Source organism: Psychrobacter sp. HII-4, from assembly GCF_904846595.1.
Taxonomy (GTDB): Bacteria; Pseudomonadota; Gammaproteobacteria; order Pseudomonadales; family Moraxellaceae; genus Psychrobacter; species Psychrobacter celer.
On sequence record NZ_CAJHBJ010000019.1, the window covers coordinates 30,884 to 54,435 of the forward strand.

At 47.7% G+C, this 23,552-nt stretch carries 21 protein-coding genes, 1 pseudogene and 1 other annotated feature; of the genes and pseudogenes, 16 read left to right on the forward strand and 6 right to left on the reverse strand.

Going from position 1 to position 23,552, the window contains the following annotated elements; genetic code table 11:
- Positions 1-94: 94 nt before the first annotated feature.
- From JMX98_RS09530 to radA, 11 genes are all read left to right on the forward strand, one after another.
- On the forward strand, positions 95-709 hold the full coding sequence (locus JMX98_RS09530; RefSeq protein ID WP_201586149.1) for a 6-pyruvoyl trahydropterin synthase family protein: 615 nt from the start codon (positions 95-97) through the stop codon (positions 707-709).
- Positions 699-1,229: a tRNA (adenosine(37)-N6)-threonylcarbamoyltransferase complex ATPase subunit type 1 TsaE gene (tsaE, locus tag JMX98_RS09535; protein ID WP_201586152.1), complete on the forward strand. Its 531-nt coding sequence runs from the start codon at positions 699-701 to the stop codon at positions 1,227-1,229. Before JMX98_RS09530 ends, tsaE begins: the two co-directional genes overlap by 11 nt.
- Before the next feature lie 45 nt (positions 1,230-1,274).
- On the forward strand, positions 1,275-3,203 hold the full coding sequence (gene mutL, locus JMX98_RS09540; protein WP_201586154.1) for a DNA mismatch repair endonuclease MutL: 1,929 nt from the start codon (positions 1,275-1,277) through the stop codon (positions 3,201-3,203).
- 172 nt (positions 3,204-3,375) lie between these two features.
- Positions 3,376-4,527, forward strand: a complete 1,152-nt coding sequence (gene miaA / locus JMX98_RS09545) for a tRNA (adenosine(37)-N6)-dimethylallyltransferase MiaA (RefSeq protein ID WP_201586156.1) — start codon at positions 3,376-3,378, stop codon at positions 4,525-4,527.
- Between the two features lie 371 nt (positions 4,528-4,898).
- Positions 4,899-5,393, forward strand: a complete 495-nt coding sequence (gene hfq, locus JMX98_RS09550; RefSeq protein WP_075100954.1) for an RNA chaperone Hfq — start codon at positions 4,899-4,901, stop codon at positions 5,391-5,393.
- Positions 5,394-5,616: 223 nt separating this feature from the next.
- A complete protein-coding gene (locus tag JMX98_RS09555; protein ID WP_198336984.1) occupies positions 5,617-6,609 on the forward strand; it encodes a KpsF/GutQ family sugar-phosphate isomerase in 993 nt (330 codons plus the stop codon).
- A 120-nt stretch (positions 6,610-6,729) separates the two neighbouring features.
- Positions 6,730-7,296 carry a KdsC family phosphatase gene (locus JMX98_RS09560; protein ID WP_201586158.1) on the forward strand — a complete coding sequence of 189 codons (567 nt, stop codon included), beginning with the start codon at positions 6,730-6,732 and terminating at the stop codon, positions 7,294-7,296.
- A complete protein-coding gene (lptC, locus tag JMX98_RS09565; RefSeq protein ID WP_201586160.1) occupies positions 7,293-7,874 on the forward strand; it encodes an LPS export ABC transporter periplasmic protein LptC in 582 nt (193 codons plus the stop codon). Before JMX98_RS09560 ends, lptC begins: the two co-directional genes overlap by 4 nt.
- A gap of 79 nt (positions 7,875-7,953) precedes the next feature.
- Entirely contained in the window at positions 7,954-8,481 is a 528-nt protein-coding gene (gene lptA, locus JMX98_RS09570) for a lipopolysaccharide transport periplasmic protein LptA (protein WP_100749759.1), read from the forward strand.
- Between the two features lie 54 nt (positions 8,482-8,535).
- Entirely contained in the window at positions 8,536-9,315 is a 780-nt protein-coding gene (lptB, locus tag JMX98_RS09575; RefSeq protein ID WP_100749706.1) for an LPS export ABC transporter ATP-binding protein, read from the forward strand.
- Between the two features lie 94 nt (positions 9,316-9,409).
- The gene (gene radA, locus JMX98_RS09580) at positions 9,410-10,858 is read left to right on the forward strand and encodes a DNA repair protein RadA (protein WP_201586162.1); all 1,449 of its coding nucleotides are present in this window, start codon (positions 9,410-9,412) and stop codon (positions 10,856-10,858) included.
- 111 nt (positions 10,859-10,969) lie between these two features.
- On the opposite strand, the gene JMX98_RS09585 is transcribed toward radA, so the two are convergent.
- Together JMX98_RS09585 and rodA are read right to left on the reverse strand one after the other, a co-directional pair.
- Positions 10,970-11,584 carry a septal ring lytic transglycosylase RlpA family protein gene (locus JMX98_RS09585; protein ID WP_201586165.1) on the reverse strand — a complete coding sequence of 205 codons (615 nt, stop codon included), beginning with the start codon at positions 11,582-11,584 and terminating at the stop codon, positions 10,970-10,972.
- Between the two features lie 611 nt (positions 11,585-12,195).
- Positions 12,196-13,338 carry a rod shape-determining protein RodA gene (gene rodA, locus JMX98_RS09590; RefSeq protein ID WP_105245580.1) on the reverse strand — a complete coding sequence of 381 codons (1,143 nt, stop codon included), beginning with the start codon at positions 13,336-13,338 and terminating at the stop codon, positions 12,196-12,198.
- A gap of 312 nt (positions 13,339-13,650) precedes the next feature.
- On the opposite strand from rodA, the gene JMX98_RS09595 reads away from it, so the two are divergent.
- Together JMX98_RS09595 and JMX98_RS09600 are read left to right on the forward strand one after the other, a co-directional pair.
- Positions 13,651-14,553: a D-Ala-D-Ala carboxypeptidase family metallohydrolase gene (locus JMX98_RS09595; RefSeq protein WP_227680115.1), complete on the forward strand. Its 903-nt coding sequence runs from the start codon at positions 13,651-13,653 to the stop codon at positions 14,551-14,553.
- A gap of 223 nt (positions 14,554-14,776) precedes the next feature.
- A complete protein-coding gene (locus JMX98_RS09600) occupies positions 14,777-15,328 on the forward strand; it encodes a hypothetical protein (protein ID WP_201586171.1) in 552 nt (183 codons plus the stop codon).
- A gap of 114 nt (positions 15,329-15,442) precedes the next feature.
- Here the strand turns inward: JMX98_RS09600 and JMX98_RS09605 are convergent, their stop codons facing one another.
- From JMX98_RS09605 to JMX98_RS09615, 3 genes are all read right to left on the reverse strand, one after another.
- Positions 15,443-16,969: a M16 family metallopeptidase gene (locus JMX98_RS09605; protein WP_227680117.1), complete on the reverse strand. Its 1,527-nt coding sequence runs from the start codon at positions 16,967-16,969 to the stop codon at positions 15,443-15,445.
- A gap of 47 nt (positions 16,970-17,016) precedes the next feature.
- A complete protein-coding gene (locus JMX98_RS09610) occupies positions 17,017-18,579 on the reverse strand; it encodes a M16 family metallopeptidase (RefSeq protein WP_201586176.1) in 1,563 nt (520 codons plus the stop codon).
- A gap of 88 nt (positions 18,580-18,667) precedes the next feature.
- Entirely contained in the window at positions 18,668-18,829 is a 162-nt protein-coding gene (locus JMX98_RS09615; RefSeq protein ID WP_201586178.1) for a hypothetical protein, read from the reverse strand.
- Positions 18,830-19,554: 725 nt separating this feature from the next.
- Between JMX98_RS09615 and ftsY the strand changes: the two genes are divergently transcribed.
- Positions 19,555-20,610, forward strand: coding sequence for a signal recognition particle-docking protein FtsY (gene ftsY, locus JMX98_RS09620; protein ID WP_192992939.1), 1,056 nt, complete (start codon positions 19,555-19,557; stop codon positions 20,608-20,610).
- A gap of 83 nt (positions 20,611-20,693) precedes the next feature.
- Entirely contained in the window at positions 20,694-21,266 is a 573-nt protein-coding gene (locus JMX98_RS09625) for a methylated-DNA--[protein]-cysteine S-methyltransferase (protein ID WP_201586180.1), read from the forward strand.
- A 174-nt stretch (positions 21,267-21,440) separates the two neighbouring features.
- Here the strand turns inward: JMX98_RS09625 and JMX98_RS09630 are convergent.
- Positions 21,441-22,115: pseudogene (locus JMX98_RS09630) on the reverse strand (IS256 family transposase); the annotation flags it as partial.
- Between the two features lie 49 nt (positions 22,116-22,164).
- On the opposite strand from JMX98_RS09630, the gene JMX98_RS09635 reads away from it, so the two are divergent.
- A protein-coding gene (locus tag JMX98_RS09635) for an IS3 family transposase (protein WP_413786546.1) occupies positions 22,165-23,384 on the forward strand; the annotation gives its coding sequence in 2 pieces (ribosomal slippage) (positions 22,165-22,441 and positions 22,441-23,384; 1,221 coding nt in all).
- Positions 22,440-22,556 (forward strand) — a sequence feature (AL1L pseudoknot). (Overlaps the previous gene by 117 nt.)
- Positions 23,385-23,552: the final 168 nt, after the last annotated feature.

Consider the following 23,552-nt stretch of genomic DNA (forward strand, 5'->3'; position numbering starts at 1 on the left):
AGGCTGATAAGTTAGCACGGCAAACGACTTCACGGCAAACGATTTATAGTATTCATAGTTAGCATGAAGATGCTTACTTTTTTGGTTGATTATCATGCGTATTCGTAAACTGTTTAAATTTGAAAACGCTCATATTGTGCGTAACTGCAGCTCAGAGCGTTGCAAGCACTCTATTCATGGTCATAGCTATCAGATTGAGCTGATACTTGAGGCCACGCGTTTGGATCACGGGCAGATGGTCTATGATTTTGGTTTATTAAAATCCTCGATCAAAGACATCATTGATAGCTTTGATCATGCCATTTGTTTTTGGAACAAAGACGATCCTGAGTATATCGCTGCTTGCAAAAAATTCAGCGCGCGCTGGATCAGTTTGCCAGTGTCACCCTCAGCTGAGCAGTTTTCGCGCGTGATATTTTTTTGGGCGCAAGAAATCCTAGCGCAGACGCAAATGCAAAACGGCGAGGCAGACGTCAGTGTGTACTCGGTGATAGCCCACGAAACAGCCACAGGTTACGCTCAGTGCTTTTCTGATGATGTGGCAAACGCGCAAATGGGTAAGCTTATTTTAGAAGATTTTGAGTTTAGTGAGCAAGTACGAAGCGAATGGCATGATCCTGAGCTTTATGCCAAGCTCATCCGCGGTGAGCGCTTTACCAATCCTTCAGTCACCATGCAAGTACAGGCAGGTAATCGTGATGTCGAGTAATACAGAAGCAGCCAAAAACACCAAAACGTTGACGCTGCGTACAGAAGATGACACCCAGCATTTGGCGGCGCAGTTAGCAGCGCTATCGCTAAGTGGCAGTGTGTGGCTGGCAGGTGATTTGGGCGCGGGCAAGACGACCTTGACCCGCTACTGGTTACAAGCGCTTGGTCATACAGGAGCAGTCAAAAGCCCGACTTATACATTGGTAGAGCCGTATGCGATCGCACAAAGCGATGGCTCAATAAAACCGGTCTATCACGCCGATCTTTATAGGCTACAAGATCCAGAAGAGCTGTCTTTTATCGGCTTTGATGAGTATCTAGATGAGCCAAATGCGCTGGTTATTATAGAGTGGGCTAGCCGAGCAGACAGCTACTTGCCGCCGCCCAGCGTATTTATCGACATAACGCAAGCCACCAGCGATGACTGTGATAACGACACAGAGTATCGGCATGTTGAGCTGCGTCTATCCAGAGTAGGGCAGGCGCAAGGCATAGATCTGTCTGCTTTACATATTTAGCTTTTGTCTACTTTGCTTTTTTAATGCCATAACGATACCTTTTAAATGCCAGAGACTCCTCCTCAGACCCGTATCAAAAAACTACCACCGCTGCTGGTCAATCAATTGGCCGCAGGTGAAGTGGTGACGCGCCCGGCTGCCGTGGTAAAGGAGTTGCTAGAAAACGCCATTGATGCTGGCGCAAGCGACATTGAGATACGGGTGACCCAAGGCGGCATGGGCATGATCGAGGTGATAGATAACGGTACTGGCATTCATCCTGATGATATGGTGATGGCGATTACCCGTCATGCGACCAGTAAGATTGCAGATGTGGCCAATCTACAAGGGATTACGACGTTGGGGTTTCGCGGGGAAGCATTGGCTGCGACGGCGGCGGTTTCTCGCTTAACCTTGACCAGTAGTCCTGACGATAGCGGCGTCGGCCGTCAGTTACAGGTTGCAGGCGTGCTGGCTGATGTACCGACGCTCACGCCCGTGGTGCATCATCGTGGGACGACGATTACGGTCAAAGATTTGTACTTTAATGTTCCTGCTCGGCGCAGCAATCTTAAATCTATTGCCACAGAGTTTGGTCATATTGAGGCGATTGTTCGTGATGTGGCTTTGGCTCGCGCAGACGTAGCACTGAGTTTGTTTCATGATAATAAAAAACGACTATTACTCTCATCCAACCCGATGACCTCTCATGGAATGCCAACCGAGCGTAATCAGGCGGCAGATTGGGCGACCAACTGCAGTGCTAATGCCCATCAAAACAGTCCAAACCCGTTATCGTTATCACGGCTAGAGCAAGCATTGGGGGTTGCTTTGACGACCAATGCGCTTGAGATTATGCTTGATCTGTCGGGTCTACTACAGCAGTCTTTCGTGTCTGATGCTGGGTTGGGGTGGGGTGATAGAGCCCGTGTCCATGGCTGGCTGTGGCCCAGTGTCGAGACACAAGTGGCGTCGGAACAGAGTATGCCAAAGCTACTCTACGTCAATGGCCGTTTGGTCAAAGAGCCGATTATCAGCAATCAGCTGCGTCAATTGGCTCAAAGCGCGCGGCTGGCAGGTCTGGGTTATGCGCTATATTTTGAGTTGCCAGCCGAGTGGCTCAATATCAATGTACACCCGACCAAACAGCGCATTAAGATCAGTCCTTTAAACAACATCATGGCGCATCTCAATCATGCGGTTCGTGCTAAGCTAAAGCCCATTATGCCTGCGCAGCTGCCAGATGAGCCTACTCACAAAAAAGATAAGCGATCAGCAAATTACAATGCTACCAATAGCCGCTCAGACAATAGGTCAGATGCTGAGCGTTGGCTGTCATCTGCAGTAGCCACCAATAATCATCACAATAGCTCATCACGGTTGCAGTATCCGCAGTCCAGCAGACGAGTCAGTGAATACCAGCAGCCCTATGAGCTATCCAAAAACCCAGATAGCACGGCAACGGTGACGCCAGTAGGCAAGGACCCGACTAAGACGTTGACTAAGACGCCGGGTAAGTCAAGGGATGCCGCACCGCAGGTGGCCTCTACAGAGTATGGGTTAAAAACGTTTTATTTAGACCTCGTCTGTTTAGAGGTAATCCATTTGGACAGCTTGCATAATATCGAGCCTCTCATGGACTCTGCTGCTACAAATATAGATAAAGACACATTTATAGATAAAGATACATTGCCGTGGTTGCTGTTTTATCATCAAGGTCAATGCTCGATTGTCAGTGCCGCCGTATGGCAGTCGCAGCTTAGCTTGCTGTTTGCGCCCAATAGGTGGACGGATAGTACTGATACAGATCAAGCTTGCATTGCCACTGATATCAATCAGCAACTAAGCGAGATAGGGCAGCGGATGTCGATGCCAGATGCGTTGGCATTTAAGGCTGACTTACAGGCTTTGCTAAATAACCATGCCATTTATTCGGTAGCGGGCAGTCAGTTAATCGCATGGATGCTATCAGCCGCCGCGCCGTCAGTATCATAACCATATCACCAGTACTCGTCTTCTATAGCCAACCACTCATCAGCCTTATCATAAAAACCCTACAATAATTATCATATACTCTGCGATTAGCCATTGTGCTTTAGCATGTGTAAGGCAGTTAGTACGGCGTTGGCTCGCAATTTATATAAAAATCATTTATAAAGGTCGTTTTATGCAACTCTCCTCTGATAGCTCGTCTTATCGCTTAAATCCCAATTTGGCGGACAACAGCGTGGTGTGTTTGATGGCGCCTACCGCCAGTGGCAAGACCGCGCTAGCGTATGAGCTATACGACACAGGACGCTATGAGCTAATATCAGTGGACTCAGCACTGATATATCGTGAGATGAATATCGGAACCGCCAAGCCCACAACAAAGGAGCTGGCGCGTTATCCGCATCATTTGGTCGATATTATTGATCCTGTGCAAAGCTATAGCGTCGCGGAGTTTGTCAGTGATGTGGCGCGGCTGATTGAAGCCTGTCATCAAAACGGCAAAATACCACTACTGGTCGGCGGTACCATGATGTATTACATGGCGCTGCTAGATGGGCTCTCACCTGTGCCGGATAGTGATGAGACAGTACGCCTGTGCGTAGAGCAGTGGCGGCAAGAGGACGGTATCGACGCGCTGTATGGCTATTTGGAAAAGGTGGATCCGATCAGTCATCGGCGTCTCAATGCCACTGATACGCAGCGTATCACTCGCGCGGTCGAGGTGTATCTGCAAACGGATACAGCGATCAGTGACTGGCAGCAGCAGCCCAAACAAGCCCTCGCGCACAATACAGACCAACAATGGCATGCGCTGGCCGTCATACCAGAGCGCTCGTGTTTACATCAGCGCATCGAGCAGCGCTTGGATATCATGTGGCAAGAAGGGCTGGTTGCTGAAGTCCTAGGCCTGCTTGAGCGTCATTCGTTAACGCCTAACATGCCCTCGATGCGCTGCGTTGGCTATCGGCAAGTGTTAGAGTATCTCGTCCAGATTGAGCACCCAGTCTTTGAGTACAGCCACTTAGACAAAGCGCTGTTTTATGATGCTTTTTTAACCCCGTCATCACAAGATCAAGTGGCTGTCTCTACTAGTGAGCGGCAGCGGCTTGCTTGTCAGCAAATGCAAAATAAGGCATTATATGCCACTCGGCAGCTGGCAAAGCGTCAATACACATGGCTACGCAAGCTCACGCAGCTGCCAACCCTGTCTGATACGTGGGTCGATAGCACACACTCGCTTGCCCATCCTAACGATCGACAAGCCGTTCATCCAATCACGCTACAGACATTCGATACCATGGCCCACGTCAGAGATTACTTGTATTAACGCATGTTTTATCAATATGTAAAAAATAATGACAATTAGTTTCAAAATACAATGTAGATAACTGGTATAATTTAAACCTAGTAAACTAGTAGGAATTGCCTAGTTATTGCGGTTTTTTATGGGTATTGACTGACCTTTGTTTATAGAAAGTCTTTGTGAAACAAGTGGTTACTTAATTATTCACAAGAAAAGCGTATTCACAAGAAAAGCGTATTCGCGATAAAGTAGAATGACTCACATAGCATGCGTGTTTATTTGGATGCGTTTGATGAAAGCGTATCATTGTATCTATCTTCAGCCATTATAATGAAAGCCACACTTAAAATAATTGGCACTCAAAACATAATTATATAATATTTAGGAGAGACTTCATGTCAAAAGGACAAACTTTACAAGATCCGTTCTTGAATTCGCTGCGCAAAGATCGCATTCCTGTCTCTATCTTTTTGGTTAATGGTATCAAGCTGCAAGGTCAAATCGAATCGTTTGATCAATACGTGGTACTGCTCAAAAACACGGTCAGTCAAATGGTTTACAAGCATGCCATCTCGACAGTAGTGCCAGCACGCAACCCACGTAGCGGCACTACTGGCACGGGTAGTCAAACACAAGGTGTTAGTCCAACTGGTTATCAAGGCGGCGGGTTTGAACGAGGCGGCAATCCTGCGGGTGTCGGCGGCTTTGAAGAGCGTGGGTTTGCTTCGAGTCGTAGCGGTTTTAACCGTGGCGGCTTTGGTCAAGGCCAAGATCGCGGGTTTGAGCGTGGTAGCTTCGGTCAAGATCGTGGATTTGAGCGCGGTGGATTTGGTCAAGACCGCGGCTTTGAATCGCCCGCAGACGAAGGGTCGCACGACGATAACGGCTAGGCGGCTTAGTACAGGATAAACGCCGTGATGCGATACGACTGATTGAATTAAAACCTGCTTTATAGTGGGTTTTTTTATATGATTTTTTATGGTTTTACAAGCAATGGAATGGGGCGTTGATACTCTAATACCCGCGCCTCTCAGTACGTTTGAAGATATTATTAATATTGACGATAGTATAGTAAAATAGACAATTGATTCATGATAACAATAGAGCGGATCCATGAGTAATACCCAAAGCAATCTCACCCACGAGCAATTTATCAGCACTGCTATTGAAGCCATCAATACGGAAATTTCTGCGTTGGCATTGTTGACAGAGCAGATAGATGATCGATTTGCCCAAGCCTGCGATATTATTTTGGCCTGTCAGGGTCGTGTGGTGGTGACGGGGATGGGTAAGTCGGGACTGATCGGGCGCAAGATAGCGGCGACCTTTGCCTCGACTGGTACGCCTGCGTTTTTTATGCACCCAGGCGAGGCAGGGCATGGCGACTTAGGGATGCTGGTCAAAGGTGATGTGCTGCTTGCCATCTCCAACTCTGGCGAGTCAGATGAGATCAAGATGCTACTTCCCGTGGTCAAGCGTCTAGAGATTCCGCTGATCAGTATCAGCCGTGATAAGCGTGGCATGTTGCCCCGTTCAGCGGACATCGTATTGACGCTCGGCAAGTCGCAAGAAGCTTGCCCGCTGAATTTAGCGCCGACTTCTAGTACCACAGCGACGTTGGCATTAGGTGATGCGTTGGCAGTGGCGTTGGTACATGCGCGTAATTTTACCTCAGAAGATTTTGCGTTGTCGCATCCAGCAGGCGCGCTTGGTCGTCAGCTACTGACTCGCGTGGAAGACTTGATGCACTCCAAGTCTGAAGACTTGCCGCTTATTCATCAGCAAGCGCCTTTACAAGACGCCCTCTTTACGATGTCAGCTGGGCGTTTGGGTATGACGGTGGTGATTGATGACAGCGATAGAGTGGTTGGCGTTTTCACCGACGGGGACTTACGCCGCGGCTTAGAAAAAGGCATCGATTTACAAACACCGATGCATGAGGTGATGGTCAGTAATCCTCGCCGCGTCAGTAAAACCATGCGAGCATCAGATGCGCTAAGCGTGATGAACGAAAATGGCATCAGTCAGCTACTCATCATCGATGAGCAAGACCGTTTAGAGGCCATCATTACCTTGCATGATCTACTAAAGGCTGGTGTAAAATAACTTTTATTGCGAAAAGTACAGAAAGTAAGACAAAGCGCCACTAAACAAAAACCAAGCTCATTAGCCGCTACAGTGCATGCAGTTTAATCATTATCTATAACATAATAAAAGAGAGATATCATGCAAGACTTAATCAAAAAAGCAGGAAGAGTCAAACTTTTGGTGATGGATGTCGATGGTATCTTATCAAACGGTCAAATCATTTATGATGCCAATGGCACCGAGACCAAGGCTTTTTCTGTACAAGATGGTGTCGGCGTCAAGTCGTTGGCGCGCTATGGTATTTTGACTGCCATTATCACAGGGCGCAGCAGTCCTATGGTCGACAAGCGTGCCCGTGAGATGGGTGTGGATTATGTCGTACAAGGTCGTGATGATAAACTGATTGCATTGACTGAGTTGTTAGCGATGCTGGATCCTGCGCTCAACATCACAGCAGCAGACTGTGCTTATATGGGCGATGATTTACCGGACATCAAAGCGATGCAGACCGTAGGGTTTGCCGCCACTGTCCCTAATGCCCATGCCGAGGTTATCAAGCGCAGCGACATGGTGACGACGCGAGCTGGTGGTACAGGTGCGGTACGCGAGATATGCGATTTGATTTTAAAGGGCCATGGGCACTATCAGGATTTTATAGCGCACTATACACTTGAGCAAACGCAAACTGGGGATGAGGAACTGTGAATACACGTGTATTAATTGTTCTGGCATTGATTATCGCTGGTATCGCTGGTTGGTTTTTTCAGCAACAAGGCGAGATAACCCCGCCGGTCAGTATGGAAGCGACCGATGTCGACTATGAAGCAACGGACATCAAGGCTGTGCAGACCAACGAGCAAGGCGAGACAGAATACGAGCTGACCGCCGAATCATTGACCCACAACCCTGTGACCAATCTCGATGAGATGTCCGGTATTACCATGAACTGGGAACCATCTGCCGAGCAGCGCTATCGTATTGAGGCTGGGAGTGCCGCTATCAGCCAGCAGACAGGGGAGCTTAGCTTGTCTGGCGGTTTTACCCTCATCAGTGAAGGCAATCCGGATAAAGAGGTCGAACCTATCAAGGTGACGGGCAGTACGCTAAAGGGCAATACCAAATCAGAACAAGTGTATAGCGAAGCACCTGTGAAAATCGAACAAGGGGCAAATCGTTTTGAAGCGGCCACTATGACAGCCAATCTCGAGACTGGTGATTATGAATTTGGGCAAGTAGCGGTCGCCTTTACACCAGCTCAGCGTCAGGACAAGGCCCTGTTTTAAAGTGGCTGTTTACAGTTTACAGTTTACAGTGCCCAGTTAGCTGCAAGTCCTTCTACCTATTATGAGACGAGTGATGTTTATGAAACCTAAATTTTTGTCTACGCTGCGCGCGCTACCGATGCTCATGCTGGTTGCGCTGCCGCTTTATAGCCACGCTCTGCCATCAGATGCCAACCAGCCGATCAAACTATTGGCAGACAAGGCCACGTATAGCGAGCGTACAGGGGTCACCAGCTATGCAGGCAACGTGATTATTACTCAAGGGACTTTTAAGATGACCGCAGATAATATCACGGTCAACCTATCTCAGCAGCGCAGTATCAACTCAGCGGTGGCGACCGGCCGACCAGCGACGATGCAGCAAATCGTGACACGAGAAAAAGGCCTAGCAAAAGGTCAAGCCAATAAGATTGATTATAATGCCGTCACTGGCATCATCACGCTGACTGGTAATGCCAGACTGGTGCAAAACGGCGCAAGTTTTGCAGGTAATGTCATTCGTTATAGTCTAAAAGCCGGCGATGTTGAGGCCACTGCCGGTGGTAATCAGCGCGTAGAGCTGGTATTTCCGCCCAATGCCAATAGCAGCCAAAGTGGTATACGTTAGACGGCAAAGCAGCTTTTGTCATCGTGCCTGAATTTTGCAAAACATGAGTAAGTTATGAGTGATAATCAAAGTATTGACCCTGTAGTCGCCCCGCAAGCCTCGGTCTCAAGCACCCGACTGTCTATGCAAAACTTGGGTAAGCGCTACGGAAAGCGCTGGGTCGTCAAGGACGTCTCGTTTTCTGTCGAACAAGGGCAAGTGGTGGGACTGCTAGGCCCAAACGGTGCTGGTAAAACCACCAGTTTTTATATGGTGGTCGGGCTGGTCAATATGGACAAAGGCCGCGTGACACTCGGTAAGATGGATCTGTCCAAATACGCCATGCATGAGCGTGCGCGGGCAGGTATTGGGTATCTGCCGCAAGAGGCTTCAATATTTCGCAAACTCTCTATCGAAGACAATATTTTGGCGATCTTACAGACGCGAACAGAACTAAGTGCCGCTCAGCAGCGCCAAGAGCTTGAAAAACTCATCGGTGAGTTCCATTTAGAGCATGTGCGCAAATCTTTGGGTATGAGCGTCTCTGGTGGTGAGCGCCGCCGCTGTGAGATTGCCCGTGCTCTAGCGGCTGACCCGAAGTTTATTTTGTTAGATGAGCCGTTTGCTGGGGTAGATCCTATCTCTGTCGGCGATATCAAAGACGTGATTTTGACCCTAAAAAATCGCGGTATCGGCGTCCTGATTACTGACCATAATGTGCGAGACACATTGGCCATCTGTGAAAAAGCCTATATCGTCTCAGAAGGTGCCATTATCGCTGAAGGTACCTCTTGTGAAGTGCTAGAAAATGAGTTGGTGAAGTCAGTGTACTTGGGTAAAGACTTCCAAGTATAAGCCATTCATCTTTCATACTTTTTTACCATGATGGGGGCTAGGTACTCAGTTTATTGGTATTATCAATCAAACACCTAAAATAGGCTCATAAATTATGGCAAAAAATAAGAGCAGTTATGTTTGTCAAAGCTGCGGTGCGCATTTTGGTAAATGGGCAGGGCAGTGTAGCGATTGTAGTGAATGGAATAGTTTGGTCGAAGCCCCAAATGTCAGCATGCCGCATCATAACAAAAGCGCGGCAAAATCTACGGCCAGCCGTGGCACTCCTCGTACGGCCAGTACTGCCAGTACTGCTGCGACCGGCAATTACTCAGGGACACATAGTGCGGTGATGCCACTCAATGCGGTGAGCGTCACATTGGATACACGCTTGCCGACAGGTATCAGCGAGTTCGATCGTGTGCTAGGTGGCGGCTTGGTCGCAGGCTCAGTGGTGCTGATCGGTGGTGATCCGGGTATCGGCAAGTCAACCATTCTTTTACAGACAGCGACCAATATGGCGCGCGCCGACTCGTTGGCGGGTAGTGCGCTGTACGTGACGGGCGAAGAATCATTGGCTCAGGTCGCTATGCGTGCCAAACGCTTAGAGCTGCCAGCCGATAGATTGCGAGTATTGGCGGAGACCAATGTAGAGACCATCTGTGCCGCATTGACCCAAGAGCAACCGGCGATTGCGATTATTGACTCTATTCAGACCATTTATACCGACGCCATTAGCTCGGCACCGGGCGGCGTCAGTCAGATTCGAGAGTCAGCCGCGATGTTGACCCGTTATGCCAAACAGACAGGTACCGCGTTATTTTTGGTCGGTCATGTGACCAAAGAGGGTACACTTGCAGGCCCGCGCGTACTTGAGCACATGGTCGATACGGTGCTGTACTTTGAGGGGCAGTCAGACTCTCGTTTTCGGATGATTCGCGCAGTCAAAAACCGTTTTGGCGCAGTCAACGAGCTGGGTATCTTTGGTATGACAGATTTAGGTCTCAAAGAAGTGGCGAACCCTTCAGCAATTTTTTTGAGCCGTTACGACAAGCCTGTCGCAGGCTCAGTGGTGATGGTCAGCCGCGAAGGCACAAGACCGCTATTGGTTGAGGTGCAGGCATTGGTGGACGACTCACAAGGATCGCCTAGGCGCATGGCATTGGGGTTAGATTTTCAGCGTTTATCGATGCTGCTGGCAGTGATGCATCGTCATGGTGGTATCCATACCAGCGGTCAAGACGTTTATGTCAACGTCGTCGGCGGGGTCAAAGTGATAGAGACAGGCTCTGATCTGGCGGTATTACTTGCGTGCGCGTCAAGTATCAAAGAGCGCGCTTTGCCATCTTCGCTAGCGGTGTTTGGTGAGGTGGGTCTTTCAGGTGAAATCCGTCCCGTACCCAATGGACAAGAACGGCTCAAAGAAGCTATGAAGCATGGCTTTAAGCATGCTATTATTCCTAAGGCCAATGCGCCTGCAAAAGGTGCGGCGCAGTTTAAAGGAATTAACGTCATCGCGGTGGAGCGTCTAGATGATGCCATCGAAAGCGCTTTTGAGTTATGAGGGGAGTCTTGCTCAAGCAGACACTATGAATGACCTTTAAAATAAAAAAAGCACCTAACTTATTCAAGTTGGGTGCTTTTTTAGTGCTATGCTTTAAATATCAAACCAGTATTAGGGTCCTGCAACGCGCTCGATTGATACGTTACCGACACCTTTATTGGTGATACCTAAACGCTTAGCAGCGCCATAAGATAAGTCTAATACTCGGTTGCCATGGAATGGGCCACGGTCGTTCACCTTAACCACGACACTTTTGCCATTGGTTTTGTTGGTTACTTTGACATAGCAGTTCAAAGGTAGAGAACGGTGAGCAGCTGTCAAACCATTCATGTCAAAAGTTTCGCCGCTGGCTGTTTTGCGGCCATGAAACTTACGACCATACCAAGAGGCAAGCCCTGTTTGTTTAAATTTGCTCACAGAGTTAGAAGCCACAGCAGTGAGACGCTCTAATACATCTTCGTCGTTGCTGACTTCTGTGGTATCACTGGCCAGTAGTGAGCTGTTCAGTGCCAACGATGTTGGCTTGCGTGCTGACTTGACCAAGCTTGATGCGCCGTCATGCTGACGGCTAAGCTCACTTAAAACGCGATCGATATGGGCGGCGTTGTCTTGCGAAATCATAGCAAGATTGGTTTTTGCTTCAGCGGCATTTGCATGAGTCGCCGCTGCAGAGCCAGCGAACAACACAGCTGACACAGTCAGTAAACCAGATAAACGCTTATTCATAGATACCTCGATAACTTATATATCAAAACCTAACTCTATTCTTCTGAGGTTTGGATGGAGAGCCGCAGCGCCGGAGTAATCCAGCGGTATCACACGCTCCAAAGCCTTCTCATCACGATATATATTGATGACGACCAAAGGCTTTATAGGTATTAATATATGTTAATTTTATGTCATTATCATAAGTGGTTTTCACACCTAGCTACTTATGAAACGCTCAAAGGATGGTTAACGATACATACTTGATTTAAACGATAACGATCTTAGGAGAAAAGACGATGCCAAATATATAAGGCACATTGCTAACTTAATCAAGGGTTTGAGAAGTGTTCAGTGTAACTTTGTTATCAAACCGTTAATTAAGTAGTGTCTTTGCAAGCCTGCAATCTACAAGTCGCTAACTATACGGCTGAGCTACAACCAAAATATAATTGAATGCAAAGTTTTTTAGCACCTATGTACGGGTTATGTATCACAGGGCAATAAAAAGAGGGTAACGCAATTATTTGTAAAAAACAAGGATTAATGTCTATCCGCACCAATCAGTCATGCGTTGGTACTAAAGGATACTTGAGGAGAAGTGTTGGATTATGCGATAGATTAAAGTAGCCTTAGCTTGGTCTGTGCGTATGAATAGACATCAGTAGTCCAAAGCCTGCCATCAAGGTGACAATGGCTGTACCGCCATAACTAATGAATGGCAACGGCACCCCAACCACGGGTAAGATGCCGCCAACCATGCCAACGTTGACGAATATATACACAAAAAACGACATGGCGATGGCACCAGCCAGCAGCCGGCTATAGACATCAGGATGCGTAAAAGCGATATATAACGCCCGTGCCAGTAGGCAGCAGTAAATGAACATCAGCAGCAACACACCAAGCAAGCCAAACTCTTCTGAGAATGCAGCAATGATAAAGTCTGTATGACCTTCTGGCAAAAAATGCAGATGTGACTGCGTGCCTTCTAGGTAGCCTTTACCAGTGAGTCCGCCTGAACCGATAGCGGTTTTGGACTGTATGATGTTCCAACCAGCGCCTTGGACATCTGCCTCTGGGTTGAGCAGCGTCATGACACGCGTCCGCTGATAATCGTGCAACAAAAAATTCCATGCAATGGCCACAAAAGGTACGGCAAGAATGGCAGCCGCGGAAATCAGCCGCCAAGATAGACCAGCTAAAAACAACACAAAAATCCCACTGGCCGCGACCAACAATGATGTGCCTAGGTCTGGCTCTTTGGCGATCAACAACACCGGAACCATAATCAAGGCTAAGGTAACGATAATGCTTGCAAAAGAGGGCGGCAGGTCACGCTTGGACAAAAACCAAGCACACATCATCGGCATCCCAAGCTTCATAAACTCTGAGGGCTGCACGCTACCGAACCCTGGAAGGTTAATCCAGCGCTGAGCACCCATCCGAACTTCACCAATGATATCGACCAACACCAATAAGATAAGCCCTAAGACATAAAAGATGGGCGTAAAGGTTCGATAAACGCTAGGAGGGATCTGCGCCATGGTAAACATCACAGCAAACGCCACACCATAACTGACCACTTGACGGATGACCATGTCCACGTCTTGACCGGCGGCGCTATACAAAATCGTCAAGCCAATACAGCAGACCGTCAATAACAAGAGGGTCAGCCAGGGGTCGATATGAATACGTTGCCACAGCGTCGGTGCATGACCTTGGCCTAAATGATGGCTCTGACGTGAAAAACGGTATTGCGGGTTAGAAGACATAGGCAAGTGGGGCTGACAATTGGTATAAAAAATGGGGGAGCCAAAAATAAGACATCAAACCTAACGATGTTGTCTTAGTATCGATAGCCTACCGTATATAAGGTAACACATAAGCAATAAAGTCACGTAATTATAAAACTATTAAGCATAAGTGTTATTTGTAAATTTTTGACCTCTATTTAGAAGCGATAGTTTAGCCTGCTTGCTGAAAATTTGATAGTATCGATAAAACGTTTTTAGCGGCAGTTTCTTGCAATGACTCATACAAAAAAACCTCTCTATAGGCAAATCTATCAGCCTATGCTGGCTCTCATGCTAGCTCTCATGCTAGGTGCCAGCAGTATCACCACCCACGCCGTTATTATAAGTGACGATAGTGAGCGCCGTATTCAAGTCAGACACGGCAACAGTACGGCAAATGCTTATGTTAATAACAGTGACTCTAATCATAGTCCGGGCGTGACCATGCTTAGCGGCGCGAATGCCGTATCGGGTGACAGTATGCAAAGCTTGATTGCCCAAAAACAGCGTGATTTTGAGTCGAGCTTGTCCATACAAGAAAACAAGCGTGTCAATATCAAGCAGCGTCCACCTAGCTATACGTCCCCCAACAATCGCTATAGCACCGCGCGCAATACTTATAATAATACCTATCGTGATTTTTCTAGTATGGATTTTCATGCATGGCTCAATAGCAACAGCTACCGCGCCCGTCAAGTGGCTGATTATCAGCGTTATCTTAGCGCCCGCGTTGGCGCTCAAAACGTACCGCCTTTGTCGCAGCTACTCACCACAGCACGCAGCTGGAGCAAGTGTGGCTATGAGCCCTACCAGTTGCCACCGCAAGAGCTGTGGGCAAACATCGTACCGACGTTGCGATTATATAGTGAGCTCAAGCATCAAGGTGTACTGCCTGCCACCAGTGAGATACGGTCGGTATATCGCAGCCCTGGGCTCAATGATTGTGCCGGCGGTGCTGCGCGTAGTAAACACATGAATGCAAGTGCCATAGATATTTGGGTGCCAGAATACCAAGACGATCTGTGGCGACTGAGCACCATGCAAGATGGCTTGTGTCAGTTTTGGCACTATCAAGGAGAAGCGCACAACTTTGGGTTGGGGCTATATGCCACAGGGGCGATTCACCTAGATACCGACGGCTACCGAAAATGGGGCTTTAATCATGCCAGCAGTAGCTCATCATGTCGCTATTAGCTCAAGAAAAACGACCGTTTTGCCTAAGGGGGCACAGAGCCTAATAAATTTCGGTCAAAGCCGTTATAATAGTGCTGATACAATAGCGATAAGTGGCGCATGCTTTATTGATTGATCATGCCAGATTGCTGGGTAAATATTATTGGGTAAATAAGGTAACAACAGGCGTTTATGACAAGCGGGATTTATGAAAAAGCGGTATATAACCACAGTGGAAACTGCCATGATTGATAAATCGAAGACAGGGTTTTGGCAGTCAAGTAATATATATTTGACGTTTTTTGGTGTCAGTTTTTTATTGCTTTTGGCCGTCAGTGCTTGTAGCTCAGAGAGCTTCTCTGAAAACGGCACGGCAGGGGCAGACAAAGCAGTCATGAATGACAATAAAGCCAAAGCTGAGCAAAACGCCCAAGAGATTAAAGACAATATCAGAAACTCTTATGCCAGATTGGCCTCTGGTCGCTCTGATGTCTGCCCAAAGCTTATCCAAGAAAAGGTAGGCAGTCCGGTAGTCGAGCGTACCGCTGAAGTCATGGTCGGTGATTACTGCGATTATTTTTTGTATGCAAGAGAAGGACAAGTGATTGCTGTGCAGACAGACAATCGTCAGCTAGAAGCTTTGCTTATCGTCCCAACGCTGCATAATTTTGCCAACGGTGATTATCAGGTCGGCTCTTATGATAAGCATGTGATTCGCTTAAGCTATAATGGCGCGACGTATAAGCCTGAAAATCTGGTTTATGATGTTGCCGTTACTGTCTCTGATGTACATTAATAGCGCTCAATCATAAAGTCTAAGTCATAAAACATGAAACATAACATGGACGATACCACGTGGCATCGTCCATTTTTTACGGCGGTTTGTTTTATCACCGAGAAGTATTTGGCGCTATTTTTTAGCCTGCTTGTCTTGCCAAGGATCTACCTGCCCGACAGTGACAATCAAAAAATCATCAGGCTGCAACGTATCGCGTAGGGTTTGATTGACGTCAGCGAGCTGTACTTGATCGATACGATTGACATAATCGTCTAGGTAGCTGTTTGGTAATTGATAAAAGTTCATCATTCCCAGCAAACCATTGATGCCTGCATTGCTGGCAAAGCCCATCGGAAAGCTGTTTTTTAGGCTGTCTTTGGTCAGACGTATCTCGTCATGGGTAAGACCATTATCCAAAGTCTCTTGAATAACTGCTAAGCTTGCATCAATGGCTGCGCGCGCTTTGTCATTGCGGGTCGAAAACCCAATCTGATACGGGCCGCGTGTTAGCATCGGGTTCATAGCACCTGAGATACCATAGGTGTAGCCAAGGTTTTGTCTGATTTCAGTCATCAGGCGAGCGTTAAAATCACCCCCTGCCAATACGTCATTACCGATGGCAAAGTTGGTTTGCTGCTGCTGCTCTTTTGGATTGGTCGCGCGTTTGCTACCCAGTTGCCCCATTAGCACCGTGGTTTGTGTACTGGGAAAGGGTATATGAACATGCTTGGCTTGGGTGAGGGGCTTGGGTTCGGCAAGCTCAGGCGCAGGCTGACCGGAGGGCAGCGTGGTGGTAATGTCCTCAGCCAGTTTTTTTGCTTGCGCCAAGGTGAGGTTGCCCGTGATAGCAAGAGAGGCATTGGCCGCGACCAGATAGCGGTTTTTAAAATCGATAAGCTGCTGCTTGTCTATGTTTGGTACGGTCTCAAGGGTACCAACTGAAGGGTGCGCATAAGGATGATCGCCGTATAGTGCTTGACTAAACGCAATGCTCGCCAGACTGCTTGGGTCTTGTTTTTGCTGCTGTAAGCCGACCAGCAAGCGTGCTTTGTTTCGTGCCAATACTTCATCATTAAAGGCAGGCTCGGTGAGCATCTGTGTCATCAAGTCGGCAGCTGGCAATAAGTGCGCATCATCTGACAAGCTGCGTAGCGAGACAATAAACATGTCTTTGTAGGCGCGGCTACTCAGATTGATGCCTAAGGTTTCAACGGCTCGTGTAAACGCTGTTTCATCCAAGCGCTTGGCACCTTGTGTCAGCATGGTGGCGGTCATATTGGCAATGCCAAAACCTTTTTTGCGTATGCTACTATCGCGGGCGCTACCGGCGTTAAAGCGTAGATCGATATCGACGATGGGCAGCGCGGTTGTTTGGACAAAGCGCACGGGCACACCGGCGCTGGTCGTAAATTGCTCAATCGCTGGGACAGTGACGGTCAAAGGCATAGCATTATCCAAACTGCTGAGCTTAGATAAGGCGGCAATGGGCGCGCTGGTATCGACGATTGCAGTACTGCGATTTTCTTCTGTGGCTGTATAGTCTGCTTGCGCTGGCATGACCAGTGTGGTCAGGCTCAATAATACCCCGATGCTAAGCGGTGACAGTTTATAGCTGAAGGGTCTTTTGATTACTTGCAATAAATCACTAGTATGGCTCATGGTTTTCTTCTTATTCATCATGTATTTGGCAGGCGACTGATTGAGGCTTATTTATCTGTAGCGTCTTGTTGTCCAAGCTTTTCTTGCACGGACTCTTTTCGCTCAGTCTCTTTGGGCGGTATGATATGCATCGCAGTCAAGTTGTTTTTTACCAGATACTTTTTGCTCGCCGCCTGAATGTCTTGTACTGTGATGTTATCAAGCTTGCTTGGTAGCTCGGCCAGCAGCCGATCGTCGAGCCCGATAGATTGTAGTGAGCCAATCATACGTGCTTGACCCTCCATACTATCTTGTGCGTAGATAAGGCCTGTGACGGTGTTGGTCTTAGCGCGACTGATTTCATCGGTGGCGATAGGGTCGGTTTTTAGTTTTTCTATCTCATCGATAATGGCTTGCTGAGCTTGTGCTAAGCTGACGCCTTCGCGCGGTGTTGCTTGAATCAAAAACAACCCGTCACCGCGATCTAACAGATCATAGGACGTGCCGACTGTGGTCAGTAGACCCTGCTCACGTATCAAGCGGCTCTCTAGACGGGCAGAGAGGCCACCATCTAGGACGTCCTGAGCGAGCGAGAGCGCATAGGCTTGTTTTTCATCGTTTTTATCTACAGTCACAAGGCTTGGGACGTTATAACCCATCAGCAAAACGGGTACTTGTACGGCTTGCTCAGAGTCGACTTTTTGGTAGCCGCGAAAGCCTGGTTGTCTAACGGCTGGGCGTTTGGGTAGATGACTTGGCGTTAGCTGCCCAAAGTAGCGCTGCACCTGCGTCAATACATCTTTTGGCTGTACATCGCCGACGATGACTAACGTGGCGTTGTTTGGTGCATACCATGTTTTGTACCAGTCTTTTAAATCAGGCAGCGTGATAGACGCCAGCTCATCCATGGAGCCGATGACCGATTCGCCCTTTGGACTATCAGGCAGCGCAAGCAAACGAAATGATTCGTAAGCTTTGGCAAGCGGGTTGTCATCAGTACGCTGACGGCGCTCCTCCATCACTACCTGATGTTCTTTGGCAAACTCATCTGCATTGAATATAAGGTTTTTCATACGGTCAGCTTCTAGCTCAAGCGCTAGCGGAAAACGGTTGGCTGGGAACAGCTCGTAATAACCGGTGTAGTCGTAGCTGGTAAAGGCATTATTGATCCCGCCAAACTTGGCAATCAAGCGCTCAAAGTCATCGCTTGATACATCGCTTGTGCCTTTAAACATCATATGCTCAAGCAGGTGCGAGATGCCCCCTTTATCGACCGGTTCGTCTGCCGAGCCAACGCGATACCAAACCTGTGTCATCACGACAGGAGCGCGGTGGTCTTCTCTAATCACCACTTTTAAACCGTTTTTTAACTGGTACTCATGGCGGCCGGACATGTCCATACTCAAGGCTGATGCACTCTGAGAACGACTAGCGTATTGGGCGCCATTATCGGTATTTTGGCCTGCTTGGCTTTGCGCTTCGCTAAGCGGTGTCGCTGCTGATGAAGGTGGGCTGATAGCACTGGTTTGGCAAGCACTTAGGGTTGTTGCCAACGCCAGCGCACACGCGATGCGTAATGATAGAGCAGATAAAGGCGCAGAGGGTACAGACGATAAAAAGGGCAGTGACATGGTGGCTTCTACTTATATAAAATGGCAGCGAATAAACAGGCAAAAAACAATCAATCAGACGTGTGATTCATGGCGAAAAAGCACGCAGTTAGATAGACTTGTGCGCCCCAACCATGACGCTGGCAGTCGGCTTGATTTCTTGAGTCGTGCTACACCCAGTCATCGAGAAGGCGATGCTCGTCAATAATAATGCCGAACCGATGCTGGTGGTTTTTTTGCTCAGGCGGTTATGATAAGAAAGTAGTGACATAATTGTTTCCAAAAATAATGATGAAAGATGACTGTGTTTGGATAAGGCAGTCTTTAAATAAGACTCTGTAGAGTAGGCGAAGTCTGAAAGATATAAGGTCGGATTTTTGTGTCCAAACCTTAAGCCAAACTTACTTGGCATCACGCCTGAATCCTCATACCCAAGGCATTTATCGATTGTCCGACATGGTAGGGCAGAGCGCACTTGTAATTATGCTAAACTAGACCAAAATAATCCGCCACGCTGGGATTTGTCGATAGCGAAAACGGATTACATACCAAACCATTTAAAATAATCAAATTATTGATAGCAACAACTTTTAGGGCAAGCTTATGAACAACCCAAATAATAGCAGTCGTGTGGTCATCAATCTAGATGGCGATCTAGACGATTTAGATGACGACGATATTACCTTACCCAGTCTGCCAGCGCAATCAGTGCCCATTATCGATGAGTCTGAACATCAAGAGGATCCTCACACAGCGCAAAAGGACACAACTGCGGTTACAAATGGCTCTTCGGCAGATAGTGCAGATAATGTCGCTTTAGGCGCGCCCATCGTGACGCTTGATGAGCAAGGTGACATCAGTCACACATCGACGACGCAGACTGAAATGGATGAGCACGCGGTCGATGATGCTAAAGAGAGTGATAATAATACCAGTGATCACGCCGTATCAGCACCGCCGCAGCCTAAGCCCAGTACCGTTTCCACTATCCCGGCCATGCCATTGCAAGAAAAACTAGGCGATAGCCAAAGTGTTAGTGCTACTCGTACGCCTGCAGCCAGTCAGCCTACATCTGAAGCAGCAGAGGCGGTAGAAGACAAAAAGGTAGAAGACAAGAAAAAGGGCAGCTGGTTTAGCCGTATGAAAACGGGGCTAAGTAAGTCACGTAAAAACCTAGCCGAAGGCATGGTCAACATTCTGATCGGCGGCAAGGAGATCGATGACGAGCTGTTAGAAGAGGTCGAAGATCAACTACTGGTCGCCGATATCGGGGTCAATGCCACCAATCGTATCATCAAAAGTCTCACCGAGCAGACCGACCGTGGTGACTTGATTTATGCCCACTCCCTTTATAAAGCGCTACAAAATGAGCTGGTTGATATCTTAACACCAAAGGTTGCACCGCTGCTTATTGACACCAGCAAAAAGCCCTTTGTTATTTTGGTGGTTGGCGTCAACGGTGTCGGAAAAACCACCACCATTGGTAAGCTTGCCAAGCGCCTACAAGGCGAGGGCAAATCTGTCATGCTCGCGGCAGGTGATACCTTCCGCGCGGCAGCCACCGAGCAGCTACAAATCTGGGGTGAGCGAAACGACATACCAGTCGTGGCACAGGGTCATGGCTCTGACAGTGCGTCGGTGATTTTTGATGCCATGCAGTCGGCCAAAGCCAAAAACATCGATGTGTTAATCGCTGATACGGCTGGGCGCTTGCAAAACAAGACTCATTTGATGGCGGAGCTTGAAAAGGTGGTGCGTGTCATGCGTAAAGCCGATCCTAGCGCGCCGCACGAAGGCATGATCGTTCTCGATGCAGGTACCGGACAAAACGCCATCAATCAGGTCGAGCTGTTTAATAAAGTTGTGCCATTGACTGGGATCACCGTCACCAAACTAGACGGTACGGCCAAAGGCGGAGTGGTCTTTAATATCGCTGAAACGACGGACGTGCCGATTCGCTATATCGGCGTGGGAGAGTCGATTGATGACTTGCGTGCCTTTAGTCCTAAGCAGTTTGTCGCCGCTTTATTTGAAACCGATGACAAAGCGTAGCACTGCTAGCATGATTTGGGTGAACAAGCAAAATAGTGATGACCCAAAACGAGTGAGCGTATCAGTAGGAGCAAGGAGGCATCATGATAGTCACTGAAGCGGTACTTGCATCGCACCGAGTCGCATTGATTGCGAATGGGCATGCGCAGGATACGCCTAGGTTGGTGGAGGTCAACTGGCTGCAAGCAGGGGACAGTTGGCACTCTTCAAAGTCCATTGCTAAGCTAAAAAAACATCATGGTCTTTGTGATAAAGACTTTAGCTTTATCACAAAAAATAGCCTAAGCAAAACTAAGCCAGCTCAAGCGTTACTCATTGACACCATCTCGCAGCTCACCGCGTATTTTAGCGGCGCGCGGCAGACCTTTGATTTGCCGCTAGACATGAGTCTGGGCACCGAGTTTCAGCAGCGGGTGTGGCAGGCTTTGCAAGGCATCGATTATGGTGAGGCCATCAGCTATGCTGAGCTCGCAAAGCGAGTGGGCAGCCCAAAAGGCTTTCGCGCGGTTGCCAATGCCAATAGCAAAAACCCTTTTAGTATTATCGTTCCATGTCATCGCGTGATCGCAAGCGATGGTAAGCTTGGTGGCTATACAGGTGGATTAGATAAGAAGAAATATCTGCTAGCGCTTGAAGGGGTGAAGTGTAGAACGTAAAGATAAACATAACGTTTGAACTATTGAGTGATTGAACAGAAAAAAGCACCAAGCCACTGTCGGTTTGGTGCTTTTTTCTGGGGGTGTTCTTGCCAGTATTTAGTTAACCCCAGTTCGGGATAAGCCACATTGTAACTCATTGAGAGCCCATCCCAGATTCTGTGTAACTGCAATTTAGATTAAATGCTTACTAACGCGCTCATCGAACATAATCATAAAGCGATTAAGAGCAGACGTCCAGTTACGGATAGGCATTGACCATTTTTTAGACGCCTGCTGGGTCGCTAGGTACACCACTTTAAACGCCGCCTGATCCGATGGAAACACCTTACGCTTATTCACCGCCGTCCGAATCACACTGTTTAGCGACTCTATCGCATTGGTGGTATAAATCACTTTTCTGATGTCTTTCGGATACTCAAAGAACACCGTTAAGCCCTCCCAGTTATTACGCCAAGACTTAACCACGTGCGGATAACTTTCACCCCACACCTCATCAAAGTGCTCAAGGTTGGCCTCTGCCATCTCAAGCGTATCAGCGCTATAGATGGCCTTTAAATCAGCCGCTACGGCCTTCTTATCCGTCCACGGTACAAACTTCATGGCGTAACGCACCATATGCACGATACACAGCTGAACCTGCGTGTTTGGATATACCGTATTAATTGCCTCACTAAAGCCTTTGAAGCCATCTACACAGGCAATGAGGATGTCTTGTACCCCGCGGTTTTGTAGTTCAGTAAGAACACCTAGCCAGAACTTAGCGCCCTCATTCTCTGATAGCCACATACCAAGCAGCTCTTTTTTACCATCAAGTCCCACACCTAGCGCCAGATAGATAGCCTTGTTGAACCGCCCCGGTATTGTCGGAGACTCAACATTCTGAGAGAATACCACAATGAAAAGAAAAACCTACACTCCTGAGATTAAAGAACGCGCCGTTCGCATGCTCATTGAAGCGGCAGGCGACTACCCCTCTACCTGGTCAGCCATCAAAGCCATAGCGTCAAAGATTGGCTGCACGCCTGAGACCCTACGATCATGGCATAAAAAGCACATTGATCAAACCATTCCTGCAAACATTCAAGCTCAAAGCCAAGCGGAGCGTATCAAAGAGCTTGAACGTGAGAACAGAGAGTTAAAGCAAGCCAATGAGATTATAAAGAAAGCTGCCGCTTTTTTCGCCCAGGCGGAGCTCGACCGCAAACCCAAGTAATGGTTGATTTTATTGAAGATCATAAACAACAATATGGAGTCGAGCCAATCTGTAGAGTATTACCGATTGCTCCATCCACATACTATCGTGCTAAAGAACTAGAAGAAAATCCTGAAAAGCGTTCACAGCGTAGTCAGCATGACGATTTCTACCTTAATGAGATTAAACGTATCTGGAAGAACAGCAAATGCCGTTACGGTGCTCGTAAAGTTTGGCAACAGTTGAAAGCAGAGGGTATACATCCTGCACGCTGCACTATAGAGCGGTTAATGCGTCAGCATGGTATGCAAGGTGTTTGGCGAGGTAAAGGTAAGATAACGACTAAGTCTCGTGATGATCAAAAGCGTGCTGATGATTTAGTTAATCGTAACTTTAACGCCCATCGTCCTAACCAACTATGGGTAGCTGATTTTACCTATATAAAGACATTGAGTGGTTGGGTATATACTGCTTTTATCATTGACGTGTTTGCTCGCGCTATTGTTGGCTGGAAAGTTTCTAATCGCATGAATACCGATATGGTTATGGCAGCATTAAATCAGGCGATAGCAGATGGGAACCATCTCAAAGATGTGATTCATCACAGTGATCGTGGGGTTCAGTACTTATCCATTCGCTATACTGACAAAATGTGTGACTCTGGTATCATCGCTTCTGTCGGCACGACTGGTGATTCATACGATAACGCACTGGCTGAAACGGTTAACGGGCTGTATAAATCTGAGGTAATTGACTATTTAAAGGAGAACTGGACTGGCGTTAATGATGTTGAACTGGCAACCCTTGAATGGGTGGACTGGTTTAATAAAATACGACTGCATAGCACCATTGGTTATGTGTCACCTTTTGAGTTTGAAAAACGATATTATGATAATTTAATCCTGTCAGGCATGGCTGCCTGACTCAAGTAAAACACTCTCCGATATAGTCGGGGCTTTTCACCGGTAGTGTTCAAAATTCTGTGTCATTCCCCTAAACTATGTAAAAAACAAGGAATGACACCATGCAAAACTTTGACTTTAACGAAGCCTTAAAAGGCATTCAAGCAGGTAAACCTATCACAGGCAGTG

Excerpts from the sequence above, each read along its gene's own strand:
- JMX98_RS09530 (WP_201586149.1), top strand. The coding sequence starts at position 95 with ATGCGTATTCGTAAACTGTTTAAATTTGAAAACGCTCATATTGTGCGT.
- tsaE (WP_201586152.1), top strand. The coding sequence starts at position 699 with ATGTCGAGTAATACAGAAGCAGCCAAAAACACCAAAACGTTGACGCTG.
- mutL (WP_201586154.1), top strand. The coding sequence starts at position 1,275 with ATGCCAGAGACTCCTCCTCAGACCCGTATCAAAAAACTACCACCGCTG.
- miaA (WP_201586156.1), top strand. The coding sequence starts at position 3,376 with ATGCAACTCTCCTCTGATAGCTCGTCTTATCGCTTAAATCCCAATTTG.
- hfq (WP_075100954.1), top strand. The coding sequence starts at position 4,899 with ATGTCAAAAGGACAAACTTTACAAGATCCGTTCTTGAATTCGCTGCGC.
- JMX98_RS09555 (WP_198336984.1), top strand. The coding sequence starts at position 5,617 with ATGAGTAATACCCAAAGCAATCTCACCCACGAGCAATTTATCAGCACT.
- JMX98_RS09560 (WP_201586158.1), top strand. The coding sequence starts at position 6,730 with ATGCAAGACTTAATCAAAAAAGCAGGAAGAGTCAAACTTTTGGTGATG.
- lptA (WP_100749759.1), top strand. The coding sequence starts at position 7,954 with ATGAAACCTAAATTTTTGTCTACGCTGCGCGCGCTACCGATGCTCATG.
- lptB (WP_100749706.1), top strand. The coding sequence starts at position 8,536 with ATGAGTGATAATCAAAGTATTGACCCTGTAGTCGCCCCGCAAGCCTCG.
- radA (WP_201586162.1), top strand. The coding sequence starts at position 9,410 with ATGGCAAAAAATAAGAGCAGTTATGTTTGTCAAAGCTGCGGTGCGCAT.
- JMX98_RS09585 (WP_201586165.1), bottom strand. The coding sequence starts at position 11,584 with ATGAATAAGCGTTTATCTGGTTTACTGACTGTGTCAGCTGTGTTGTTC.
- rodA (WP_105245580.1), bottom strand. The coding sequence starts at position 13,338 with ATGTCTTCTAACCCGCAATACCGTTTTTCACGTCAGAGCCATCATTTA.
- JMX98_RS09595 (WP_227680115.1), top strand. The coding sequence starts at position 13,651 with ATGCTAGCTCTCATGCTAGGTGCCAGCAGTATCACCACCCACGCCGTT.
- JMX98_RS09600 (WP_201586171.1), top strand. The coding sequence starts at position 14,777 with ATGATTGATAAATCGAAGACAGGGTTTTGGCAGTCAAGTAATATATAT.
- JMX98_RS09605 (WP_227680117.1), bottom strand. The coding sequence starts at position 16,969 with ATGAGCCATACTAGTGATTTATTGCAAGTAATCAAAAGACCCTTCAGC.
- JMX98_RS09610 (WP_201586176.1), bottom strand. The coding sequence starts at position 18,579 with ATGTCACTGCCCTTTTTATCGTCTGTACCCTCTGCGCCTTTATCTGCT.
- JMX98_RS09615 (WP_201586178.1), bottom strand. The coding sequence starts at position 18,829 with ATGTCACTACTTTCTTATCATAACCGCCTGAGCAAAAAAACCACCAGC.
- ftsY (WP_192992939.1), top strand. The coding sequence starts at position 19,555 with ATGCCATTGCAAGAAAAACTAGGCGATAGCCAAAGTGTTAGTGCTACT.
- JMX98_RS09625 (WP_201586180.1), top strand. The coding sequence starts at position 20,694 with ATGATAGTCACTGAAGCGGTACTTGCATCGCACCGAGTCGCATTGATT.